At 64.7% G+C, this 16,450-nt stretch carries 18 protein-coding genes; 5 read left to right on the forward strand and 13 right to left on the reverse strand.

Annotated features, from left to right (window positions below):
• Window positions 1-48 precede the first annotated feature (48 nt).
• Both ASF16_RS19155 and ASF16_RS19160 read left to right on the forward strand, forming a co-directional pair.
• Window positions 49-885 carry a pirin family protein gene (locus ASF16_RS19155; RefSeq protein ID WP_056171119.1) on the forward strand — a complete coding sequence of 279 codons (837 nt, stop codon included), beginning with the start codon at window positions 49-51 and terminating at the stop codon, window positions 883-885.
• A 119-nt stretch (window positions 886-1,004) separates the two neighbouring features.
• On the forward strand, window positions 1,005-1,649 hold the full coding sequence (locus tag ASF16_RS19160; RefSeq protein WP_056171126.1) for an NADPH-dependent F420 reductase: 645 nt from the start codon (window positions 1,005-1,007) through the stop codon (window positions 1,647-1,649).
• A 45-nt stretch (window positions 1,650-1,694) separates the two neighbouring features.
• Here ASF16_RS19160 and ASF16_RS26275 read toward each other — a convergent pair whose 3' ends face one another.
• From ASF16_RS26275 to ASF16_RS19210, 13 genes are all read right to left on the reverse strand, one after another.
• Entirely contained in the window at window positions 1,695-2,639 is a 945-nt protein-coding gene (locus ASF16_RS26275) for a hypothetical protein (protein ID WP_156372139.1), read from the reverse strand.
• A gap of 440 nt (window positions 2,640-3,079) precedes the next feature.
• Window positions 3,080-3,316, reverse strand: coding sequence for a hypothetical protein (locus tag ASF16_RS26890; protein ID WP_056171129.1), 237 nt, complete (start codon window positions 3,314-3,316; stop codon window positions 3,080-3,082).
• A 376-nt stretch (window positions 3,317-3,692) separates the two neighbouring features.
• Window positions 3,693-4,160 (reverse strand): STY0301 family protein, encoded by a 468-nt coding sequence (locus ASF16_RS27190; protein WP_369817178.1) that lies wholly within the window; start codon window positions 4,158-4,160, stop codon window positions 3,693-3,695.
• A 198-nt stretch (window positions 4,161-4,358) separates the two neighbouring features.
• Window positions 4,359-4,826, reverse strand: coding sequence for an STY0301 family protein (locus ASF16_RS19170; protein ID WP_056171133.1), 468 nt, complete (start codon window positions 4,824-4,826; stop codon window positions 4,359-4,361).
• 143 nt (window positions 4,827-4,969) lie between these two features.
• Window positions 4,970-5,440 carry an STY0301 family protein gene (locus tag ASF16_RS25605; protein WP_235507441.1) on the reverse strand — a complete coding sequence of 157 codons (471 nt, stop codon included), beginning with the start codon at window positions 5,438-5,440 and terminating at the stop codon, window positions 4,970-4,972.
• A 2-nt stretch (window positions 5,441-5,442) separates the two neighbouring features.
• Window positions 5,443-5,823, reverse strand: a complete 381-nt coding sequence (locus ASF16_RS19175) for a BPSL0067 family protein (RefSeq protein WP_056171136.1) — start codon at window positions 5,821-5,823, stop codon at window positions 5,443-5,445.
• Between the two features lie 144 nt (window positions 5,824-5,967).
• A complete protein-coding gene (locus ASF16_RS19180) occupies window positions 5,968-6,747 on the reverse strand; it encodes a tyrosine-protein phosphatase (protein WP_056171699.1) in 780 nt (259 codons plus the stop codon).
• A gap of 182 nt (window positions 6,748-6,929) precedes the next feature.
• Complete coding sequence (locus ASF16_RS19185; RefSeq protein WP_056171137.1) at window positions 6,930-7,910, reverse strand: glycerophosphodiester phosphodiesterase family protein; 981 nt, start codon at window positions 7,908-7,910, stop codon at window positions 6,930-6,932.
• Between the two features lie 151 nt (window positions 7,911-8,061).
• Complete coding sequence (locus tag ASF16_RS19190; protein WP_056171139.1) at window positions 8,062-8,400, reverse strand: DUF4124 domain-containing protein; 339 nt, start codon at window positions 8,398-8,400, stop codon at window positions 8,062-8,064.
• 171 nt (window positions 8,401-8,571) lie between these two features.
• Window positions 8,572-9,177, reverse strand: coding sequence for a YbhB/YbcL family Raf kinase inhibitor-like protein (locus ASF16_RS19195; RefSeq protein WP_235507442.1), 606 nt, complete (start codon window positions 9,175-9,177; stop codon window positions 8,572-8,574).
• Between the two features lie 450 nt (window positions 9,178-9,627).
• On the reverse strand, window positions 9,628-10,404 hold the full coding sequence (locus ASF16_RS19200) for a helix-turn-helix transcriptional regulator (RefSeq protein ID WP_235507443.1): 777 nt from the start codon (window positions 10,402-10,404) through the stop codon (window positions 9,628-9,630).
• 194 nt (window positions 10,405-10,598) lie between these two features.
• On the reverse strand, window positions 10,599-10,820 hold the full coding sequence (locus tag ASF16_RS19205; protein ID WP_156372140.1) for a hypothetical protein: 222 nt from the start codon (window positions 10,818-10,820) through the stop codon (window positions 10,599-10,601).
• Window positions 10,820-13,744: a DNA topoisomerase III gene (locus tag ASF16_RS19210; RefSeq protein WP_056171148.1), complete on the reverse strand. Its 2,925-nt coding sequence runs from the start codon at window positions 13,742-13,744 to the stop codon at window positions 10,820-10,822. Before ASF16_RS19210 ends, ASF16_RS19205 begins: the two co-directional genes overlap by 1 nt.
• 166 nt (window positions 13,745-13,910) lie before the next feature.
• Here ASF16_RS19210 and ASF16_RS19215 point away from each other — a divergent pair, with 166 nt between their 5' ends.
• The 3 genes from ASF16_RS19215 to ASF16_RS19225 all read left to right on the forward strand — a co-directional run bounded on the left by ASF16_RS19215 (window position 13,911) and on the right by ASF16_RS19225 (window position 16,379).
• Window positions 13,911-14,612, forward strand: a complete 702-nt coding sequence (locus ASF16_RS19215; RefSeq protein WP_056171151.1) for an SET domain-containing protein — start codon at window positions 13,911-13,913, stop codon at window positions 14,610-14,612.
• Window positions 14,609-15,466 carry a biotin--[acetyl-CoA-carboxylase] ligase gene (locus tag ASF16_RS19220; RefSeq protein WP_056171154.1) on the forward strand — a complete coding sequence of 286 codons (858 nt, stop codon included), beginning with the start codon at window positions 14,609-14,611 and terminating at the stop codon, window positions 15,464-15,466. The genes ASF16_RS19215 and ASF16_RS19220 overlap by 4 nt, the downstream gene beginning before the upstream one ends.
• Window positions 15,467-15,623: 157 nt before the next feature.
• Window positions 15,624-16,379 carry an SPOR domain-containing protein gene (locus ASF16_RS19225; RefSeq protein WP_056171157.1) on the forward strand — a complete coding sequence of 252 codons (756 nt, stop codon included), beginning with the start codon at window positions 15,624-15,626 and terminating at the stop codon, window positions 16,377-16,379.
• Window positions 16,380-16,450: the final 71 nt, after the last annotated feature.

The following is a 16,450-nucleotide window of genomic DNA, read 5'->3' on the forward strand; positions in this document are numbered from 1 at the left end:
GAATTTTTAAGCTACAGGCATCACTTCAACACCTTCAGGGTTTTCAGGATGTCTGCACCAGCTTCAGCCCCACGCGCCATCGCCCACCGCACGCGCGGCACCACGCACGGCCCCATCACCCGCCTCATGAGCCCCGGGGACCTGGGCCAGGTGCTCAAGCCCTTCATCTTTCTGGACCTGGTGCACTTCCAACCCGGCGCGGCGCAGCAGGGCTTTGGCATGCACCCCCATTCGGGCATCGCCACGGTCACGTTCTTGTCGGAAGGCGATGTGCGCTACGAAGACAGCACCGGCCAAGCCGGCCTGTTGCCCGCAGGCGGCGTAGAATGGATGCGTGCTGGCAACGGCGTGTGGCACACCGGTGCCCCGGTGGGCGACACGCCGGGCCGCGGCTTTCAGCTGTGGGTGGCCCTGCCCGCCGCGCTGGAGAACGCCCCCGCCCAGAGCCAGTACCTCGCCCCCGAGCTGGTGCCCCAGGTCGGCCCGGTGCGGGTGCTGATGGGCACCTACGGCCCGGCGCGCAGCCCGGTCGCGGCGCCGGGCGGCATGACCTACCTGTCGGTGCAACTGGCCCAGGGCGAACGCTGGACCTACACCCCGCCCCAGGGCCACACGGTGGCGTGGGCAGCGGTGGCTACCGGGGCCCTCACTGCAGGCGAAGGCCTTGACGCAGGCGAGCTGGTGGCGTTCGAGCCCAGCAGCCAGAGCATCGACTTTGTCGCCACCGAACCCACCCGGTTCGTGCTGGGCTCTGCCGTGCCGCACCCGCACGACCTGGTCATGGGCCGCTACTCGGTGCACACCAGCCCGGCCGCACTGGCACAGGGCGCCACAGAAATCCGGCGCATTGCAGGGCAACTGCGCCAGGCCGGGCGGCTGGCCTAGGGCGGGGCTGAACAGGGCCGGCGCATCGCGCAGGCCTGTCCAGCGTCGCCTTGGCTCCACTCACTTTCCATCACGTTCTTTCAACCCACTTCACTCACTCACTCACCCAAGGAAACATCATGAACATCGGCATCATCGGCTCTGGCGGTCTCGGCTCCAACGTGGCCCGCGCATTGGCCCGCAAGGGCCTGTCGGCCACCCTCTCCAACCGGCGCGGTCCGCAATCCCTGGCCGCTCTGGTAGCCGAACTGGGCCCCACCATCCAGGCATGCACCGTCGCAGAAGCTGCCACCGCAGACATCGTGCTCATCGCCGTGCGCTGGGAAGACCTGGGCCAGGCGCTGGGCCCCCTGCCCGCCTGGAACGGCCGCATCGTCATCGACGGCACCAACCCCGTGGAGTTTCTGGACCCCAACTCGCCCGATGCGCAGGACCCCACCAACCCACTGGCAGCCTACGGCATCAAGGCCATCGACCTGGGCGGACGCTCATCCAGCGAAGTGTTCAGCGAATTCGTGCCCGGCGCCCGCGTGGTCAAGGCGTTCAACCACCTGGACGTGAACGTGCTGGCCCAGCCCCAGGTCTCCGGCGGCCAGCGCGCCATGTTCTACGCCGGCGACGACGCCGCCGCCAAGGCTGCAGTGCGCGAAGTACTGGACGCGATTGGCTACTTCCCGGTGGACCTGGGCACGCTGGCGGTGGGCGGGCGGCTGTCGGAGCTGCCGTTTGGGGCGTTGTCGAGTACGCAGTTCGTCAAGATTTGAGTGGGGGGCGTGCCAGGGCGCTTTGAGAGCTCCAGCCGCCCCTTCTTACAGGCCGTCTAAAAAATCCGTTAAAGATCCATTCGTTGGGGTCATCCATCGCCGGGCAGGATAAATGGACAATAATTTGTCTTCTGGACTATAAACTGAAACTTTATCAAAAACATTATTCAACAACCCATCTTGAATATTGGAAACTATATGACTATCCTCATCCCTGAACCCAAACCCGATAATCGCAAGATTGTTTTCAGTCGCCAAACCTCTATTTCCGCAGATGGAATTGAAGTATTGCTTATAGAAAAGCAGCGCCTCATTTCCAGCGATAATTCCCTTTTTCACACCTTGATCCCCGACTACTAGCACTGGCCAACGATAAGGGGGAGTATGATATTGGGTTTTCTTCGTGGGCTTATATCGAAGATCACCATGCAAATGCAATATTTTGAATTTCGCCGCGGCACTGCGATTCATCTGACCATTTCCGGCCCAAAAATCTGTGACGTCTGTACCTCTGGAGTATCTCGGCCCATAAACGATGTGATCAAATAGTCCATCAAAATTAAGGGTAAAATAATTTATCGAATCATAATCCGAAAAAATTCGAGCAATATGACGATCAAAACGGTTGACCACTGACATCATCTGCCGCAAAGATATCGTAAGCTTTTCCTCGATGTCATCTAGCGCGCTCCCTATTGAGCCCTGCAACTCCGATTGCCTAAACAAGGCAGAAAATGCATGCGGGTCCATCCGAAATCGCTGCAATTCAGATTTTGTTCTTTCTATAACTAAATTTATCGTCAATAATCCACCCAATATATAATCAAAAGAATCCGGGGAAAACATTGCCCTAATTTCAGGTGTAACTCTTTCGTAAACGCTTGTGCTGATTTTTTGGTAGGTAAAATTTGTAATCTCAGTCGCTTCAGGGCAAACCGCAGAGATGCCCAAATTGATGCCCGCGCCACTAATGATGTTCAATTGCCTCATCACCCCTCCTTGGATAATATCGAAAAAATTATCGCCCGATCGCTATAAATTGCGCCCAACGACTAACTGCCATATACAGCACCCTAGTTGCGTTTTGACAGGCACTTGAGTGCGGGGTACGCGACTCCGCGCCAATTGAAACTGCTCACACGTTTGTGGAGTTGCCGCCACCGCCCCTCCAACCCCTTAATCGAATGCATCGTCATCAACTTAATGGTGTACTCCTCCGGCCCGTAACCCCCGACCGACGAATCACCCGATGCTTGCGCACCAGCGCCACCGAACACACCTCCATATCGCCCCATACGTGCCTTAGCGCATGCTGATCCCCAGCAAATCGCCACGTTTGCCGCCCGCTCAAGCAGCGTCGGCAGGTCGATCAAAATGGGCTCCGAACCTCGCGCCCGCAGCTTATGAGTTGCGGTAACGGGATGCCGTCATCACTGTCCCCTGACGACTTCGGGTTTCAGAATGTCGTCGGCCATACGGTGGTCCAGTTGTCGTCGCCCCAGGCTGCGGGCCAGCTGCTCTTGCTGGATGTCCATCACGCGCATGATGCCGGGCAGCTGGGTGTCGGCGTCGTTGTCGTCAAACAGGGCGCCCTGGGTTGCACGCGCACCTGCGGGAACATGATCCAGCGCATCCGGTCGAGCTACGGCAGCCTCAGACGCCGCCAAAGCGGTGGGCGAACATGGGGCCTATTGGCACGTTGTGTCACAGCAGATACTCGTCATCGAGCTTCTGCTCAAGCCCCTCGGCCAGCCGCCGCTCACCAGTGGAATCAAACGCGGACGAGCCTATCGCCGGTATCAATGTCGCCATGCCTGCACTTGCCTTCCCCCTTTGCCTGCTGATCTACTTATGTGTCCATTTGTAAATCCAATGTAGGGTGGTGCGGCGAATGCGGCAACTATCAAATGTCAGAGGGTGGGGGCGAGCTGCTGTGCGAGCGGTTGGTGGGCCTTGGTGGCGGTGCCCATCGGAAATTGGCATCAAAGTGGCCTCCACCGCTTGTTGAATAAGCGCTAGAAGCTACCAATTCAATAGCAATTGTCAGTGGCGCACTTGGCTCTGGCAGCTCCACCGTTTGACGGTGGGCGGTGATATATTGAGGTCATGTTCTGCCTTGCACCCAGTAACGCTCTTGTCGAGAGGCCTCGTAGCCACCGCAGAGGTGCCTGAGTATTCACAGGCCACCCAATACTGCTGCGTGGAGGGCGGGAAAGCCCATTGCAAGTACAGCGTCTTGCCTCGACTGTGCGTGCGGTGCGGCACCTTTTGCATGAGCAGCTCCGGCGGGCCTTCATAAAAACCCACGTTGTCCAGGGGGTAGCTGCTATTGCTGCCGCGGACTTGCCAATCAGGGGGCACCTTGTCCGAAGGCGTTTGCTGGACTTGCAGAGATTGCGGACACGGGCTGCCCGTTGGCGTTGCGTCGGGGCCAGGTGCTGATTGCGCTATAGCGAGAGCCATTGAGCCGGGAGCGATGAGCAGGAAGACGATGTGGCGGTGGATGTTCATGGCGACGGCTGCACTTAGTGTCGACGGGAGAGCGTGGGGTAAAAACTAAGCCAAATTGGCCTCTGCCGCTTACTTCGAAAGCGCTAGCAGCTTCAACTTTATGAGCAAAGGCATGACGAAGTTGTGGGCCTCCCGCACTGCTAGCGGCTCTTGACAATCCCTGGAATCCCACTGCCCCGTGGCTACCTTTCGCCCGATTTATTGCAGGTCGCCACTGCGACACGACCAACGCTTGAAGATGACGGGTGAAATGTTCCGGTCGTATTCCACAGTGCAAGACGTGATGCTTTTTTCGAGAGGTTTGGTTATCACAGCGGCTGTTTGCGCGTACTCACAGGCAACCCAATAAGGGAGGTCTTGGGGATAGAGTAGCCAAGTCACCACCCATGTCTTGCCCTTGCGCCGCTCGCTGCTGGGCATCAGATGCGCTCTTTCTTCCGGCGGCCCGGAGTACAGCGATACGTTGTTGAGGTAGTGGTTGCGCGAGCTACCCACCGCCTGCCAACCCGCCGGCGGTTCGGCGGTTAGCGTTTGCTGGACCTGAATGGACGCGGGGCACGTGCCCTCGTGAGCGATGCCGGACAGGGTGTGGCCTGTTTGGGCAATAGCGCAACCCGTAGCTGAAAACACCGTGAGGAAAAATACCGAGTGCCAGCGAATGGCCATAGCGACTACTCCACGACAAAAAGGCGAAGGCAGCATGGAGGGGCGGTGTGCTGTTGAACCAGCTCGTCGGGGTGCAGCGACCGCGTCCGGATTAGCTGCAGCGCGAGTCATCCACTTGCGGCAATCAAGCATTCACGTGCACTTCAGCGGCGCGCTGTGCGCTGGCAGGTCCACCGTTTTACGGTGGGCGGTGATGTATTGAGATTGTGTTCTGCGGTGCAACCGGTAGTGTCTTTGTCCAGTGGCCTAGCTGCAATCGCCGACGTCCGGAAGTACTCGCACGCTACCCAGTACGCTTGGGGGGACTCTGCAAAATTCCACTGAGAGATCAGCGTCTTGCCTTTGCGCTGCTGACTGTCCGGCGCCAGCTTCTCCAGCTTCTCGGGAGGGCCTGAGAAAAATGAGACGTTGAAATGCGGATGGCTTTCGTTGCTGGCTCGGACCTGCCAGTCGGGTCCGACCTTGTCGGCAGGAGTCTGTTGGACCTGCAGAGACTCAGGGCACTGGCCTGCTGCGGAGGATGTGGCCGACGCCACTGGCGTCTGGGCCCATACACAACCTAATCCACCCCAGACGAGAAATGTGATAGCGAAGATTTTTTTATAGGTCATCATGCTCAATCCACCACCGAAAAAGCATCACCGTTGCTACTGGGACTGATCAGGTTTCCTTTCTTGTCCTTGCCCTTGAAGGCGAGAACGCGCTTTTGGATACCGTCGACGCCGACCCACTGGTCAACCACGGTGATACCCGAAGCGTCTTGCGAGACATAGAGCGCTGCATGGTTTCCGGTACTTTTGTTTGGATACTTGCCATCCACAAACGTCGCGATGACGGTGCCCTTCTTCAGCAACAGGTTGCCTTTGACCGCTGCACCTTCGCGCCACAGAGCAGTGGCCGGCGCACGCGCATACTCTTTAACGAGGGCAACGCACTGGTGGGTTCCCGCGAGCGGCTTGCCAACAAGAGACTCCGGATTCTCATAGATATACGACATTCTGACTTTCAGATGGGAGATTAAACAAACTCCAGCATCTGATCCATCGGATAGCAACTGCTTGAGCCGGAGGAGTCTAGAAGCAAAAAACAGAGCGCAAACGTGAGAGGTGCAACCAATTGCGCTCCGAACCTGCCACCCCCGCTACTTCTGCAAATACCGCCCCACCAACGCCTCCTGCGCCGCCGCATCCACACCCAGCACATCCACCAGATACGCCTGCACGCCGCCAAAGTCGTTGTCCACCATGTGCAGCGCCGCATCCAGAAACTCTTCCTGCACTCGCCACAGCACCGACAGCACTTCTTCCGGTGCGTGGCTGCCCATGCCCTCAGGCCGGCGGTACAGGGTATTGGTGAGCAGGTAGTCCTGCATGACCACATCGCGCGGCACGCCCAGGGACAGCAGGATCAGGGCGGCGGCGAAGCCGGTGCGGTCTTTGCCTGCGGTGCAGTGAAAGACGACGGGCGTCGGCTCGTTGCCTGCCAGCAGCAGTTGGAACAGCTCGGCAAAGCGCGGCGCGTTGTCGTGCACGAAGCCGCGGTAGGTGTCCTGCATCAGCACCACGGCGTCTTGCGCGGTGAGCTGGCGGCCGGTGCGCTGCAGCTCCAGCGCGCGCTGCACCACCGTGGGCTCGATCACCAGGGGGTGGTAGGCCACGCCGGGCAGGGCGTAGGCGTAGGCGGCGCTTTCGGCCTGGCCGCGAAAGTCGATGGCACGGGTGACGCCCAGTTGGGCCAGCAGGGCCTGGTCTTGCGGGGTGAGCGCGGCCAGGTGGTCTGACCTGAAGAGGTGGCGCCACTTGACCGCGCGCCCATCGCGGCCGATGTAGCCGCCCAGGTCGCGGAAGTTGCTGGCGCCCGCGAAGGGGAGGGATCGGGTGGGGCTGGCGGTGGAGTGCGTGGAGGCGGGCTGCTGGGGCATGGCGAGTGCGTGCATATGCACGTGGCTATGTACGTGGGGACTTGCGTGGGGTGGCTGGTGATGGTGCTGGGCCGGCGCCACGGGAGTGACGGGCCGGCACAGGCTCCAAGCCTAGCCCAAATGCGCAGCCCGGGCTGTCACCGCCGTGTGCCACACGGCGGGCCGCGCCCCTCAGCGCGCCGTTACTTGCCCTGCACGTAGGCGTTGCGCGTGGTCACGGCCAGGTCGGGGTAGTTGGCGAACATGCCGTCCATGCCCATGTCCAGGTACTTGCGGAACTCTGCAGCAGCCAGGGTGGCGTCGGCCTGCGCAAAGGTCCAGCCGTGCACCTTCAGGCCTGCGGCGTGGGCTTGGTCGATGAAGGCCTTGGTGACGGGGTAGGTGGTGTTGTTGATGAGCACGCCCACGCCTTCGTTGAAGCTGGCCACGTCTTTCAGCGTGAGCGGCTGCACGCCGGTGGCACCCGTCACGCCCATGCGCACGCTGCCGTCGGCCGCGGTGGTGGCCACGCCCAGCAGGATGAGCGGCATCTTGTTGTTCTGCGCGATCTGCTTGGTGCGCAGGCTGCGCAGCGTGGCGTCGCTGAACGACTGGATGAAGACCTTGCTGGTGCCGTTGTAGCCGTTGGCGTTCAGCGTCTTGAGGATGCCGTCTTCCATGACCGGGTCGGCCTGCTTGGCCTCGGGGTAGATGCCCACTTCGCGGCCCGCGGCGCTGCTTTGCTTCTTGGCAAAGTCCACCACCTCTTGAAAGGTGGGCACGGTGAAGGGACTGGTGGCGCTGGGCACAAAGCCGGGGTAGCTGACCTTGCCTGTGCCGGTGGGCACCACGGTCAGCGTCTTGATTTCTGCGAGGGTGAAGTCGGCCACCTTGTAGCCGCCGTTGCGTTGCGCAAAGAGCGTGGCCACGTTGGTGGTGCGGTTCAGGGTGTCGTCGTGGATGGCCACCAGCGCGCCGTCCTTGGTGATCTGCAGGTCGGGCTCGATGAAGTCGGCGCCCATGCGGATGGCCAGTTCGTAGCCGCCCAGCGTGTGCTCGGGCAGGTAGCCGCTGGCGCCGCGGTGCGCGATGACCTGGGGCTGGGCAGGGGCGTCGTCGCTGCCGCCGCAGCCGGTGACGATGAGGGCACAGAGGCAGACGGCTGCCAGGGAGAAGGCTTTCATGGGGGATCGTTCCATTTTGGAAAAGAGGCCGACTCTATCGGCGCACCAAGGCAGTCTGGTGACAGGGTCTGGGGCCTGACACGCGCGGGACAGCAGCGCTACCGGGCGTGCCGACGCGCACCGATGTTGGTAGCCCCGGCAGGGGGCTGTATCACTTCGGCAGCGAGGTGACGGCGCCGTCCACAGGTTGCTCACGGCTGCCCTTGGGGCAGGGCTGGTCGGTGTAGGTGACGCGGCCGTCCTGCACGCATTTGCGGGGTTCCACGGGCAGGGGTTCAGACGCGCCGCCGCGCGCTGCGCGGGCTTGGCCGGCCTGCTGGCCCGGTGGCAGCGTGTCCGGGCCGGGGCGGGTGATTTTCTTCCACGCCTGGTCGGCCCACGGGCCCGCTTGCGGCAGCCACTGGTCGGCCGTCCACCATGCGGCGGCGGCAGCGGCCAAGAGCAGCGCGAGGGCGATGGACCAGAGGGCTCGTTCGCGGGTACTGCGCATGGGTGGGACCTTCAGTAGTGTGGGCAGGAACGACCCGCGCTGGCACGGGCCGGACGCCGCGAGCTTACGGCAAGACAACGCAGGTGCCCACCTCGCCCCGCTCCACCCGACACGGTCACTGCGGCCACTGCGGCCACTGCCATGGCCCGGGCGCCCGGGTGCGCAGCGCGCCTACCGGGCCGCGGGGCGCCCGTAGCGGGCGGTGAGGGTGGCCTTGCCCAGGCTGTGGGCGTTGACCATGTAGCCGGCCAGCGCCGCGGTGGCGTCGGCGGGCAAGTCCAGGCGCGGCACCTTGAGCGCATGCACCGTGAAGATGTAGCGGTGCGGCGCATCGCCCTCGGGCGGGCAGGTGCCGCCCCACGCTGCCACGCCGTAGTCGATGCGCACGTGGCTGGCACCTGCCGGCAGTTGCGCGCCGCCCGCCGCGCCCGCATCGGCACGCAGTTCGGTCACGCTGGCGGGGATGTTCACCACCGACCAGTGCCACCAGCCCGAGCCCGTGGGTGCGTCGGGGTCGTACATGGTGACCGCAAAGCTTTGCGTGCCGGCGGGCGCGCCGCTCCAGCGCAGCGCGGGCGACTGGTTGTCGCCTGCGCAGCCAAAGCCCTTGAACTCGAAGCGCTGGGGCAGCGTGCCGCCCGCGGCGAAGTCGGGGCTGCTGAGGCTGAAGGCCTGGGCGTGGGCGGCTGTGACGGCCAGCGTGCCGACTGTCAGTGCGAGGCCCAGTGTGGCGATGGTGGTCAGAAGGCGGCGGTGAAGCAATGGACGTTGTGGCATCAAGAAGGCTCCTGCAATAGCGGTGTGGAACAAGGCCTTGATGGTGCTTCGCGCAGCGCACAGGCGCTGGCCCGGCGGCGTCAATCGCTGTGCGCTGCGCGTCAGGGGGGTCGCGCTCGGCCACACCCCAGGGCGTTCGGGCTGAGCCTGTCGAAGCCTTGTGCGGCGCTTCGACGAGCTCAGCGTGAACGGACCGGGCTTCTTTTTCAGTGCATTCCCAACGGCATCACTTGCACAACCCGTTCGGGCTGAGCCTGTCGAAGCCTTGTGCAGCGCTTCGACGAGCTCAGCGTGAACGGACCGGGCTTCTTTTTTAGTGCATTTCCAACGGCATCACTTGCACAACCCGTTCGGGCTGAGCCTGTCGAAGCCCTGCGCAGCGCTTCGACGAGCTCAGCGTGAACGGTTTGTCGTTTTGTCGTTTGCCCGCAGATCGGCACAGCCGACGCATCACGGCCGCAGTTGCGATGGCGAGAAGCCGAAGCGTTCGCGGAACGCGGCGCTGAAGCGGCTGTGCGATTCGTACCCGCAGCGGCCTGCGATCTCGGAGACCTGCAGCGTGGAGCTTTGCAGCAGCACCAGCGCCGTCTCCAGCCGCACGTCGCGCAGGCACTGGCTCACGGTGTCGCCCTCATGCGCCAGGCGGCGCTGCAGGGTGCTGGGGCTGATGGCGAAGGCCGCGGCGATGCGCTCGAGCGTCCAGTCGGCCTGGGGGCTCGGGCCCACCAGGCGCCGCACGCGTTCGGCCCAGCCCAGTTCGCCGGGGGGAGCGAAGACGATGCCCAACTCGGCCAGGAGCAGCAGCACCTCCAGCGCGCGATGTTCGCGCAGCGCCTGCGAACTGGCGTCGCTCTCCAGCGCGGCCACGGCGCGCATGTAGCTGTCTTCGAACGCTGCATCGGCAGCCAGGCCTGCGCAGCCCTGCACCGGGGCCACCGCGGCAAACTGGCCGAACTGCCGGTGGAACTGCGCCACCAGCTCGGGCGCAAAACACAGCAGGCGCGCGACATAGCGGCCTTGGGGTGCAGGGTCGTTGACGACCTCCCACTGCGCGCCACGCGGCAGTACAAACACGCGGCCGCTGGGGTAGCGGTGCCCGCCGCCGGGCGTGACCAGGTGCTTGGTGCCCGACACCACCCAGCCCACCGAGTCCATGCGCACCGTGACGGTGTGGATGCGGTGGTGGACCGTGGTGGCGATCTGCAGGGACAGTGCGGGCTCGCCCATCACCTCAATATTTCCATGGCGGCAGGTGGGCTGTGACTACCTGTGCCGGCCAGGCTGGTGACGCGATGCGCTGCTGGCAGGCCGACTGCGTGCGGTGGCCACTGCGGCGCCGAATGGACGCGAGCGACGTTGAGCAACACGCACACCTCGGCACCTCACCGCCTCACCACCACATGCCTTCGCACCTCGATACCTCAGCGCGTGCGCTCCCGCGTCACGTTCGCGTCGATGTCGCCGAACACGGTCACGCCGCTGCCGCCCTGCTGCTGGCTCGCGGGGTCGCTAGAGCGCGCAGAGCCTGAGGTGCTGCCGCAGCCACCCAGCGCGCCGACGACCACGACGGCCCCGAGCGTGGTGAGGGCGGCGCGCCAGACGCGGCCTGCCCGCGACGTTGTGCGTTCAGCTTCAGGGGTCATCATTCGCCTCCGAGGTGGTTGCCCAGGATACCCGCCAGCTCGAACATGCCGGCGCTGTCCTTGCCGAACACGGCGCGCAGCTTGTCGTCGGCGACGATGGTGCGCTTGTCCTTGGGGTCCTGCAGGTTGTGGGCCTTGATGTATTCCCACAGCTTCTTGACGGCCTCCGGGCGGGCCACGGGCTCGGTGCCGATCACGGCGGCCAGGGCGGCGCTGGGGGCCTTGCCGGCGGCGGCCTTGCGCGGTGCCTTGGCGGCGGCGGTCTTGGTGGCCGGGGCCTTCTTGGCGGCTGCGGGCTTGGCGGTTTTCTTGGCGGCGGCGCCGGGCTTGGCGGCCTTGGCCGCGGCAGCCTTGGCGACAGCGCCGGGGCGCGGCGGGAACTTGCTCGGTGCGAACTCGAAGTTGACCTTGCCCGCGTCCTTGTCCCAGGCCAGGTGGGCCTTGAAGGCGCGGCGGGTGCGCATGCTCACGAACTTGTCGAGCAGGTCGGTCTTGCCGGTGTCCAGCAGCTTGGTCATCTGCTCGCGCTCCACGGGCTGCTGCAGGATGATCTTGCCGCTCTTGAAGGTGCAGCTCGGCGTGGGCTGCGCGGCGGTGGGCACGGCCTTGCTGCAGACGTAGTTGCTGCCGTGCTCGTGCACTTCCGATCCGCAGATGGGGCAGGGGCCGAGCGATGCGTCTTCAAACTCCACCAGCTCGCCGGACTCCTCGCCCTTCTTGTCGTCGCCGAAGTCGAATTCGAGCTTGTAGTTGTGCGCCTCGTCGTCGTACTTGATGACGATCTCGGACGTGAAGGGCCAGCCCGCCTTGGAGCGAAAGCCCTCCAGCGGGCCGATCTTCTTGTCGCGCAGCAGCGCGTTGGCCTCGGCCGTCTCGAAGGTGCGGCCCGCGGGCGACTTGCCGAAGCTGAAGCCGCAGCCTTCCGCACCCGGCTTGCCCACGCAGGCAAAGCGGCGGTAGTTTTCTTTGACCGTGCCGCCGCAGTTGGGGCAGGGCGATTCGAGCGTGGCGTAGTCGCCGGGGATGGTGTCGCGGTCGTATTCCTTGGCCTTCTTGACCATGCGCTCGGTCATGGCGGCGATCTCGGCCATGAAGGATTCGCGGCTGAGCTGGCCCTTTTCCATCTGCGAGAGCTTGAACTCCCATTCGCCGGTCAGGTCGGCGCGGCAGAGTTCTTCGACCTCCAGGCCGCGAAGCAGCGTCATGAGCTGGAAGGCCTTGGCCGTGGGGATGATCTCGCGGCCTTCGCGCAGCATGTACTTTTCGGTCAGCAGGCCTTCGATGATGGCCGCGCGGGTGGCTGGTGTGCCCAGGCCTTTTTCCTGCATGGCAGAGCGCAGCTCTTCGTCGTCGATCTGCTTGCCGGCGCTTTCCATGGCGCCCAGCAGCGTGGCTTCGGAGTAGCGGGCGGGGGGCTTGGTCTTGAGGCCCTTCGGGTCCACGGCGACGGTGTTCACGCTTTCGCCGGGTTTGACGGGCACGAGATTCTGGCCCTTGTCGCCCTCCTTGCCGCCTTCGACCTCGTCGGCCGCTTCCTTGCCGTAGATGGCCAGCCAGCCCGGCTTGACCAGCACCTTGCCTTCGGTCTTGAAGCTGTGCGGTGCGACGGTGGAAATACGCGTGGTGACGGTGTATTCAGCACTGGGGAAGAACACCGCCATGAAGCGGCGCACGACCAGGTCGTACAGCTTTTGCTCGGCTTCGGACAGGCCGCTCGGTGCCTGCAGCGTGGGGATGATGGCAAAGTGATCGCTGACCTTGCTGTTGTCGAAGATGCGCTTGGACGGGCGCACGTAGTTGTTGTTCAGCGCGGTGAGCGCGTGCGGCGCCAGATGCCGCATGCCGCTGTCGGCCAGCATCTCGAAGGTCTGCTTGGCCACCGGCAGGTAGTCCTCGGGCAGCGCGCGCGAGTCGGTCCGCGGGTAGGTCAGGGCCTTGTGGCGCTCGTACAGGCTTTGCGCCAGCGCCAGCGTGGTCTTGGCCGAGAAGCCGAACTTGCCGTTGGCCTCGCGCTGCAGGCTGGTCAAATCGAACAGCAGGGGCGACGCTTGCGTGGTGGGCTTGCTCTCTTCGGTGACCGTGGCCTGCTGGCCGCGCACGGCGTTGGCAATAGCCGTGGCCTCGGCGGCGGACCAGACGCGGTCCGCGCGCATTTCCACATCCTCGCCCTTCTTCCACTTGGGGTCGAACCACTTGGCGGGGTACTCGCCCGCTTCGGCGCCGAAGGTGGCGTGGATTTCCCAGTAGTCGCGGCTCACGAACTTGCGGATCTTTTCTTCGCGCTCCACCACCAGCGACAGCGTGGGCGTCTGCACTCGGCCCACGGTGGTCAGGAAGAACCCGCCGTCGCGCGAGTTGAACGCGGTCATGGCGCGGGTGCCGTTGATGCCCACCAGCCAGTCGGCCTCGCTGCGGCTGCGGGCGGCGCTGGCCAGGCCCGCCATCTGCTGCTCGGTGCGCAGCGCGTCGAAGCCGTCGCGGATGGCCTGCGGCGTCATGGACTGCAGCCACAGGCGCTTGACGGGCTTGCCCAGGGGCTTGGCGCCGCCGGCGTACTGCTCGATCAGGCGGAAGATCAGCTCGCCCTCGCGGCCCGCGTCACAGGCGTTGATGAGTTGCGTGACGTCCTTGCGCTTGGCCTGCTTGACCACCGCGTTCAGGCGCGTCTTGGTCTTGTCCACGGGCTTCAAGTCAAAGTACGGCGGGATCACGGGCAGGTGGGCAAAGCTCCACTTGCCGCGCTTGACGTCGAACTCCTCGGGCGCCTGGATCTCGACCAGGTGGCCCACGGCGCTGGTGACCACGTAGCGGTCGTTCTCGAAGTGGTCGTCGTGCTTGTCGAACTTGCCCGCCACGGGCGTGAGGGCGCGCACGATGTCCTGTGCCACGGAGGGTTTCTCTGCAATTACCAGGGTCTTGGTCATTTTTTGGGGGGCTCTTGCCTGTCGTCGTTCGTTCTGCGTTCTGGGGGCCAAGCGACCGGGTCCGGCCCGGGCGCTTCTACAATTCGGGTTTCGCGCGCATGTACGTACGCATACATGTACGCGCACGCACACACGTGTGCACTATCAAGTTAACAGAGTTTTTGCCATGCCCCGCTTTGCATCGCCCTCCACCCCTGTCGTCGCACCGGGCCGCCGCATCCAGACCCGGCACTCGGCAGTGCACGGCAACGGCGTGTTTGCCGTGCAGGACATCGCCGAGGGTGAGGTGCTGGTGGAGTACACCGGCGAGGTCATCAGCTGGCAGGAGGCGCAGGACCGCCACCCCCACGACCCGCTGCAACCGAACCACACGTTTTACTTCCATGTGGATGAAGACCGCGTGATCGACGCAAAGTTCGGCGGCAATTCGTCGCGCTGGATCAACCACAGCTGCAACCCCAACTGCTACGCCGACGAACGGGACGGCCGCATTTTCATCACGGCGCTGCGCAATATCAAGGGAGGCGAAGAGCTCAACTACGACTACGGCCTGATCATCGAAGAGCGCTACACCCCTAAGCTCAAGGCCGAATACCCCTGCTGGTGCGGCAACGCCAACTGCCGCGGCACACTGCTGGCGCCCAAGCGCGGCTGGGCACCGCCGGTGCCGCGCAGCCCGGCGAAAGCAGCCAAAACCGCCAAGGCGGTGAAAGCGAACGCGAAGGCCAGCCAGGCCGCAGAAGCCGCCAAGCCCGCCAAGCCCATCAAAGCGGCCAAGACCGCAAAGCCCCCCCAGACGGCAAAACCCTCCAAGGCCGTGAAGCCGGCCCAGCCCCAGGCGAAGACCGCCCAGGGCCGCCGCGCGTGACCGCGCCCATCCGCTGGCCCGCAGAGGCCGTGTGGGAAGCGGTGTCACCGTTGTTACCCGGTTTTACCGTCGAGGTGCTGCCCAGCATCGATTCGACCAACACCGAACTGATGCGTCGCGCACGCGCCGGCCAGTGCGACCCCACGCTGCTCGTGGCCGAGCAGCAGACCGCCGGCCGTGGCCGCATGGGGCGGGCCTGGCAGAGCGATATCGGATCGTCTTTGATGATGTCTTTGGGCTTGCCATTGGCGCCGGCCGACTGGTCGGGTTTGTCGCTGGCGGTGGGTGTGAGCGTGGCCGAGAGCCTGCAGCCCGTGCTGCCGTCCGTCGGCGCGGCCCACCCTGCCCGCGTGGGCCTGAAGTGGCCCAACGACTTGTGGCTGGGCGGCGCGGGCGGCGACCGCAAGCTGGGCGGCATCCTGGTCGAGACGGCCAGCTTCGTCTCGCCGCAGGGCGCGGCGCCCGCCGCTGGCGGGCTGCCCCACACCCAGCGCTACCAGCGCTACGTGGTGGTGGGCATCGGCATCAACGTGCTGCCGCGCAGCGGCGACGGCATGAGCATGCCGCCCGGCAGCCTGCAGGACGTGGAGCCGGGCCTGGATGCACCCGCCGCGCTGCTGCGCATCGTGCCGCCGCTGGTGAGCCTGCTGCGCTCGTTCGAAGGCTACGGCTTCGGCCCCATGCAGCCCCGCTTTGCGGCGCGCGACGTGCTGCAAGGCCGCGCGGTGACACTGAGCGACGGCACGGCGGGCACTGCGCACGGCGTGGGCGAGGACGGCGCGCTGCTGGTGCACACGGACGCGGGCATGCAGGCGATCACCAGTTCCGAGATCAGTGTGCGGCCGGTGGCATGAGATTCCCCCTGAGCCGCTTCGCGTCATCCCCCACAGGGGGACGCCACCCCTGGCCCGGCAAAGCCGGCTCCACGGTGGCGCTGGCGGGGGTAGCGCCAGTTTTTACGGCAGGTGCGTTGGACCTACGCTGGTCGGACACCGCGACTGAAAGGACACCATGCTGCGACTTGCCGTGATCGTGCTGCTGTTGGCCAACGCGGGGTACTACGCGTGGTCGCAAGGGCTGCTCAAGAGCTGGGGGCTGGCTCCGGAGGAGCAGGCGGAGCCCCAGCGCATGGACCAGCAGATCCGGCCCGAGACGCTGCAGATTCTGCGCGTGAACCCGGGCAAGACGTCCCCGTCGTCCTCCTCTGGTACCTCACCCTCCTCTTCGGCGGCCCCGGCCACCCCCGGCTCTTCGTCTGGCACGGCCACGGCGTCCAGCGATGCCGCCTCTTCGTCTTCCCCTCCCCCCACCCCCACCGAATCCGCCGAATGCCTGCAGGCCGGCGTGTTCGACGAACGCCAGGTCGAGGCGCTGCGCACTGCCGCCGCCAACCTGCCGCAAGGCAGCTGGGTGATCGACCCCACGCCCGTGCCGGGCCGCTGGATGGTCTACATGGGCCGCTTCGAAGACCAGGAGACGCTGGACCGCAAGCGCGCCGAGCTGCGCGCCCGCAAGGTGGAGCACGACCGCGCGGGCGGCACGCTGGAGCTGGGTTTGTCGCTCGGCCGCTTTGCCTCCAAGGACGCCGCCGAGCGCGAACTGGCCAACCTGGCCACCAAGGGCGTGCGCACCGCGCGCGTGATCCAGGAGCGGCCGGACACCGCCGGCTTCACCCTGCGCCTGCCCGCAGTGACCGACGCGCTGCGCCCGCAGCTGGAGGTGCTGCGCACGGCCATGGCGGGCAAGACGCTGCGCAACTGCGGCTAGGCCCGTTGCTCGTTGCTCGTTGCTCGTTGCTCGTTGCTCGTTGCTCGTTGCTCGTTGCTCGTTGCTCGTTG

The organism is Acidovorax sp. Leaf78, assembly GCF_001422735.1.
Lineage (GTDB): Bacteria > Pseudomonadota > Gammaproteobacteria > Burkholderiales > Burkholderiaceae_C > Acidovorax.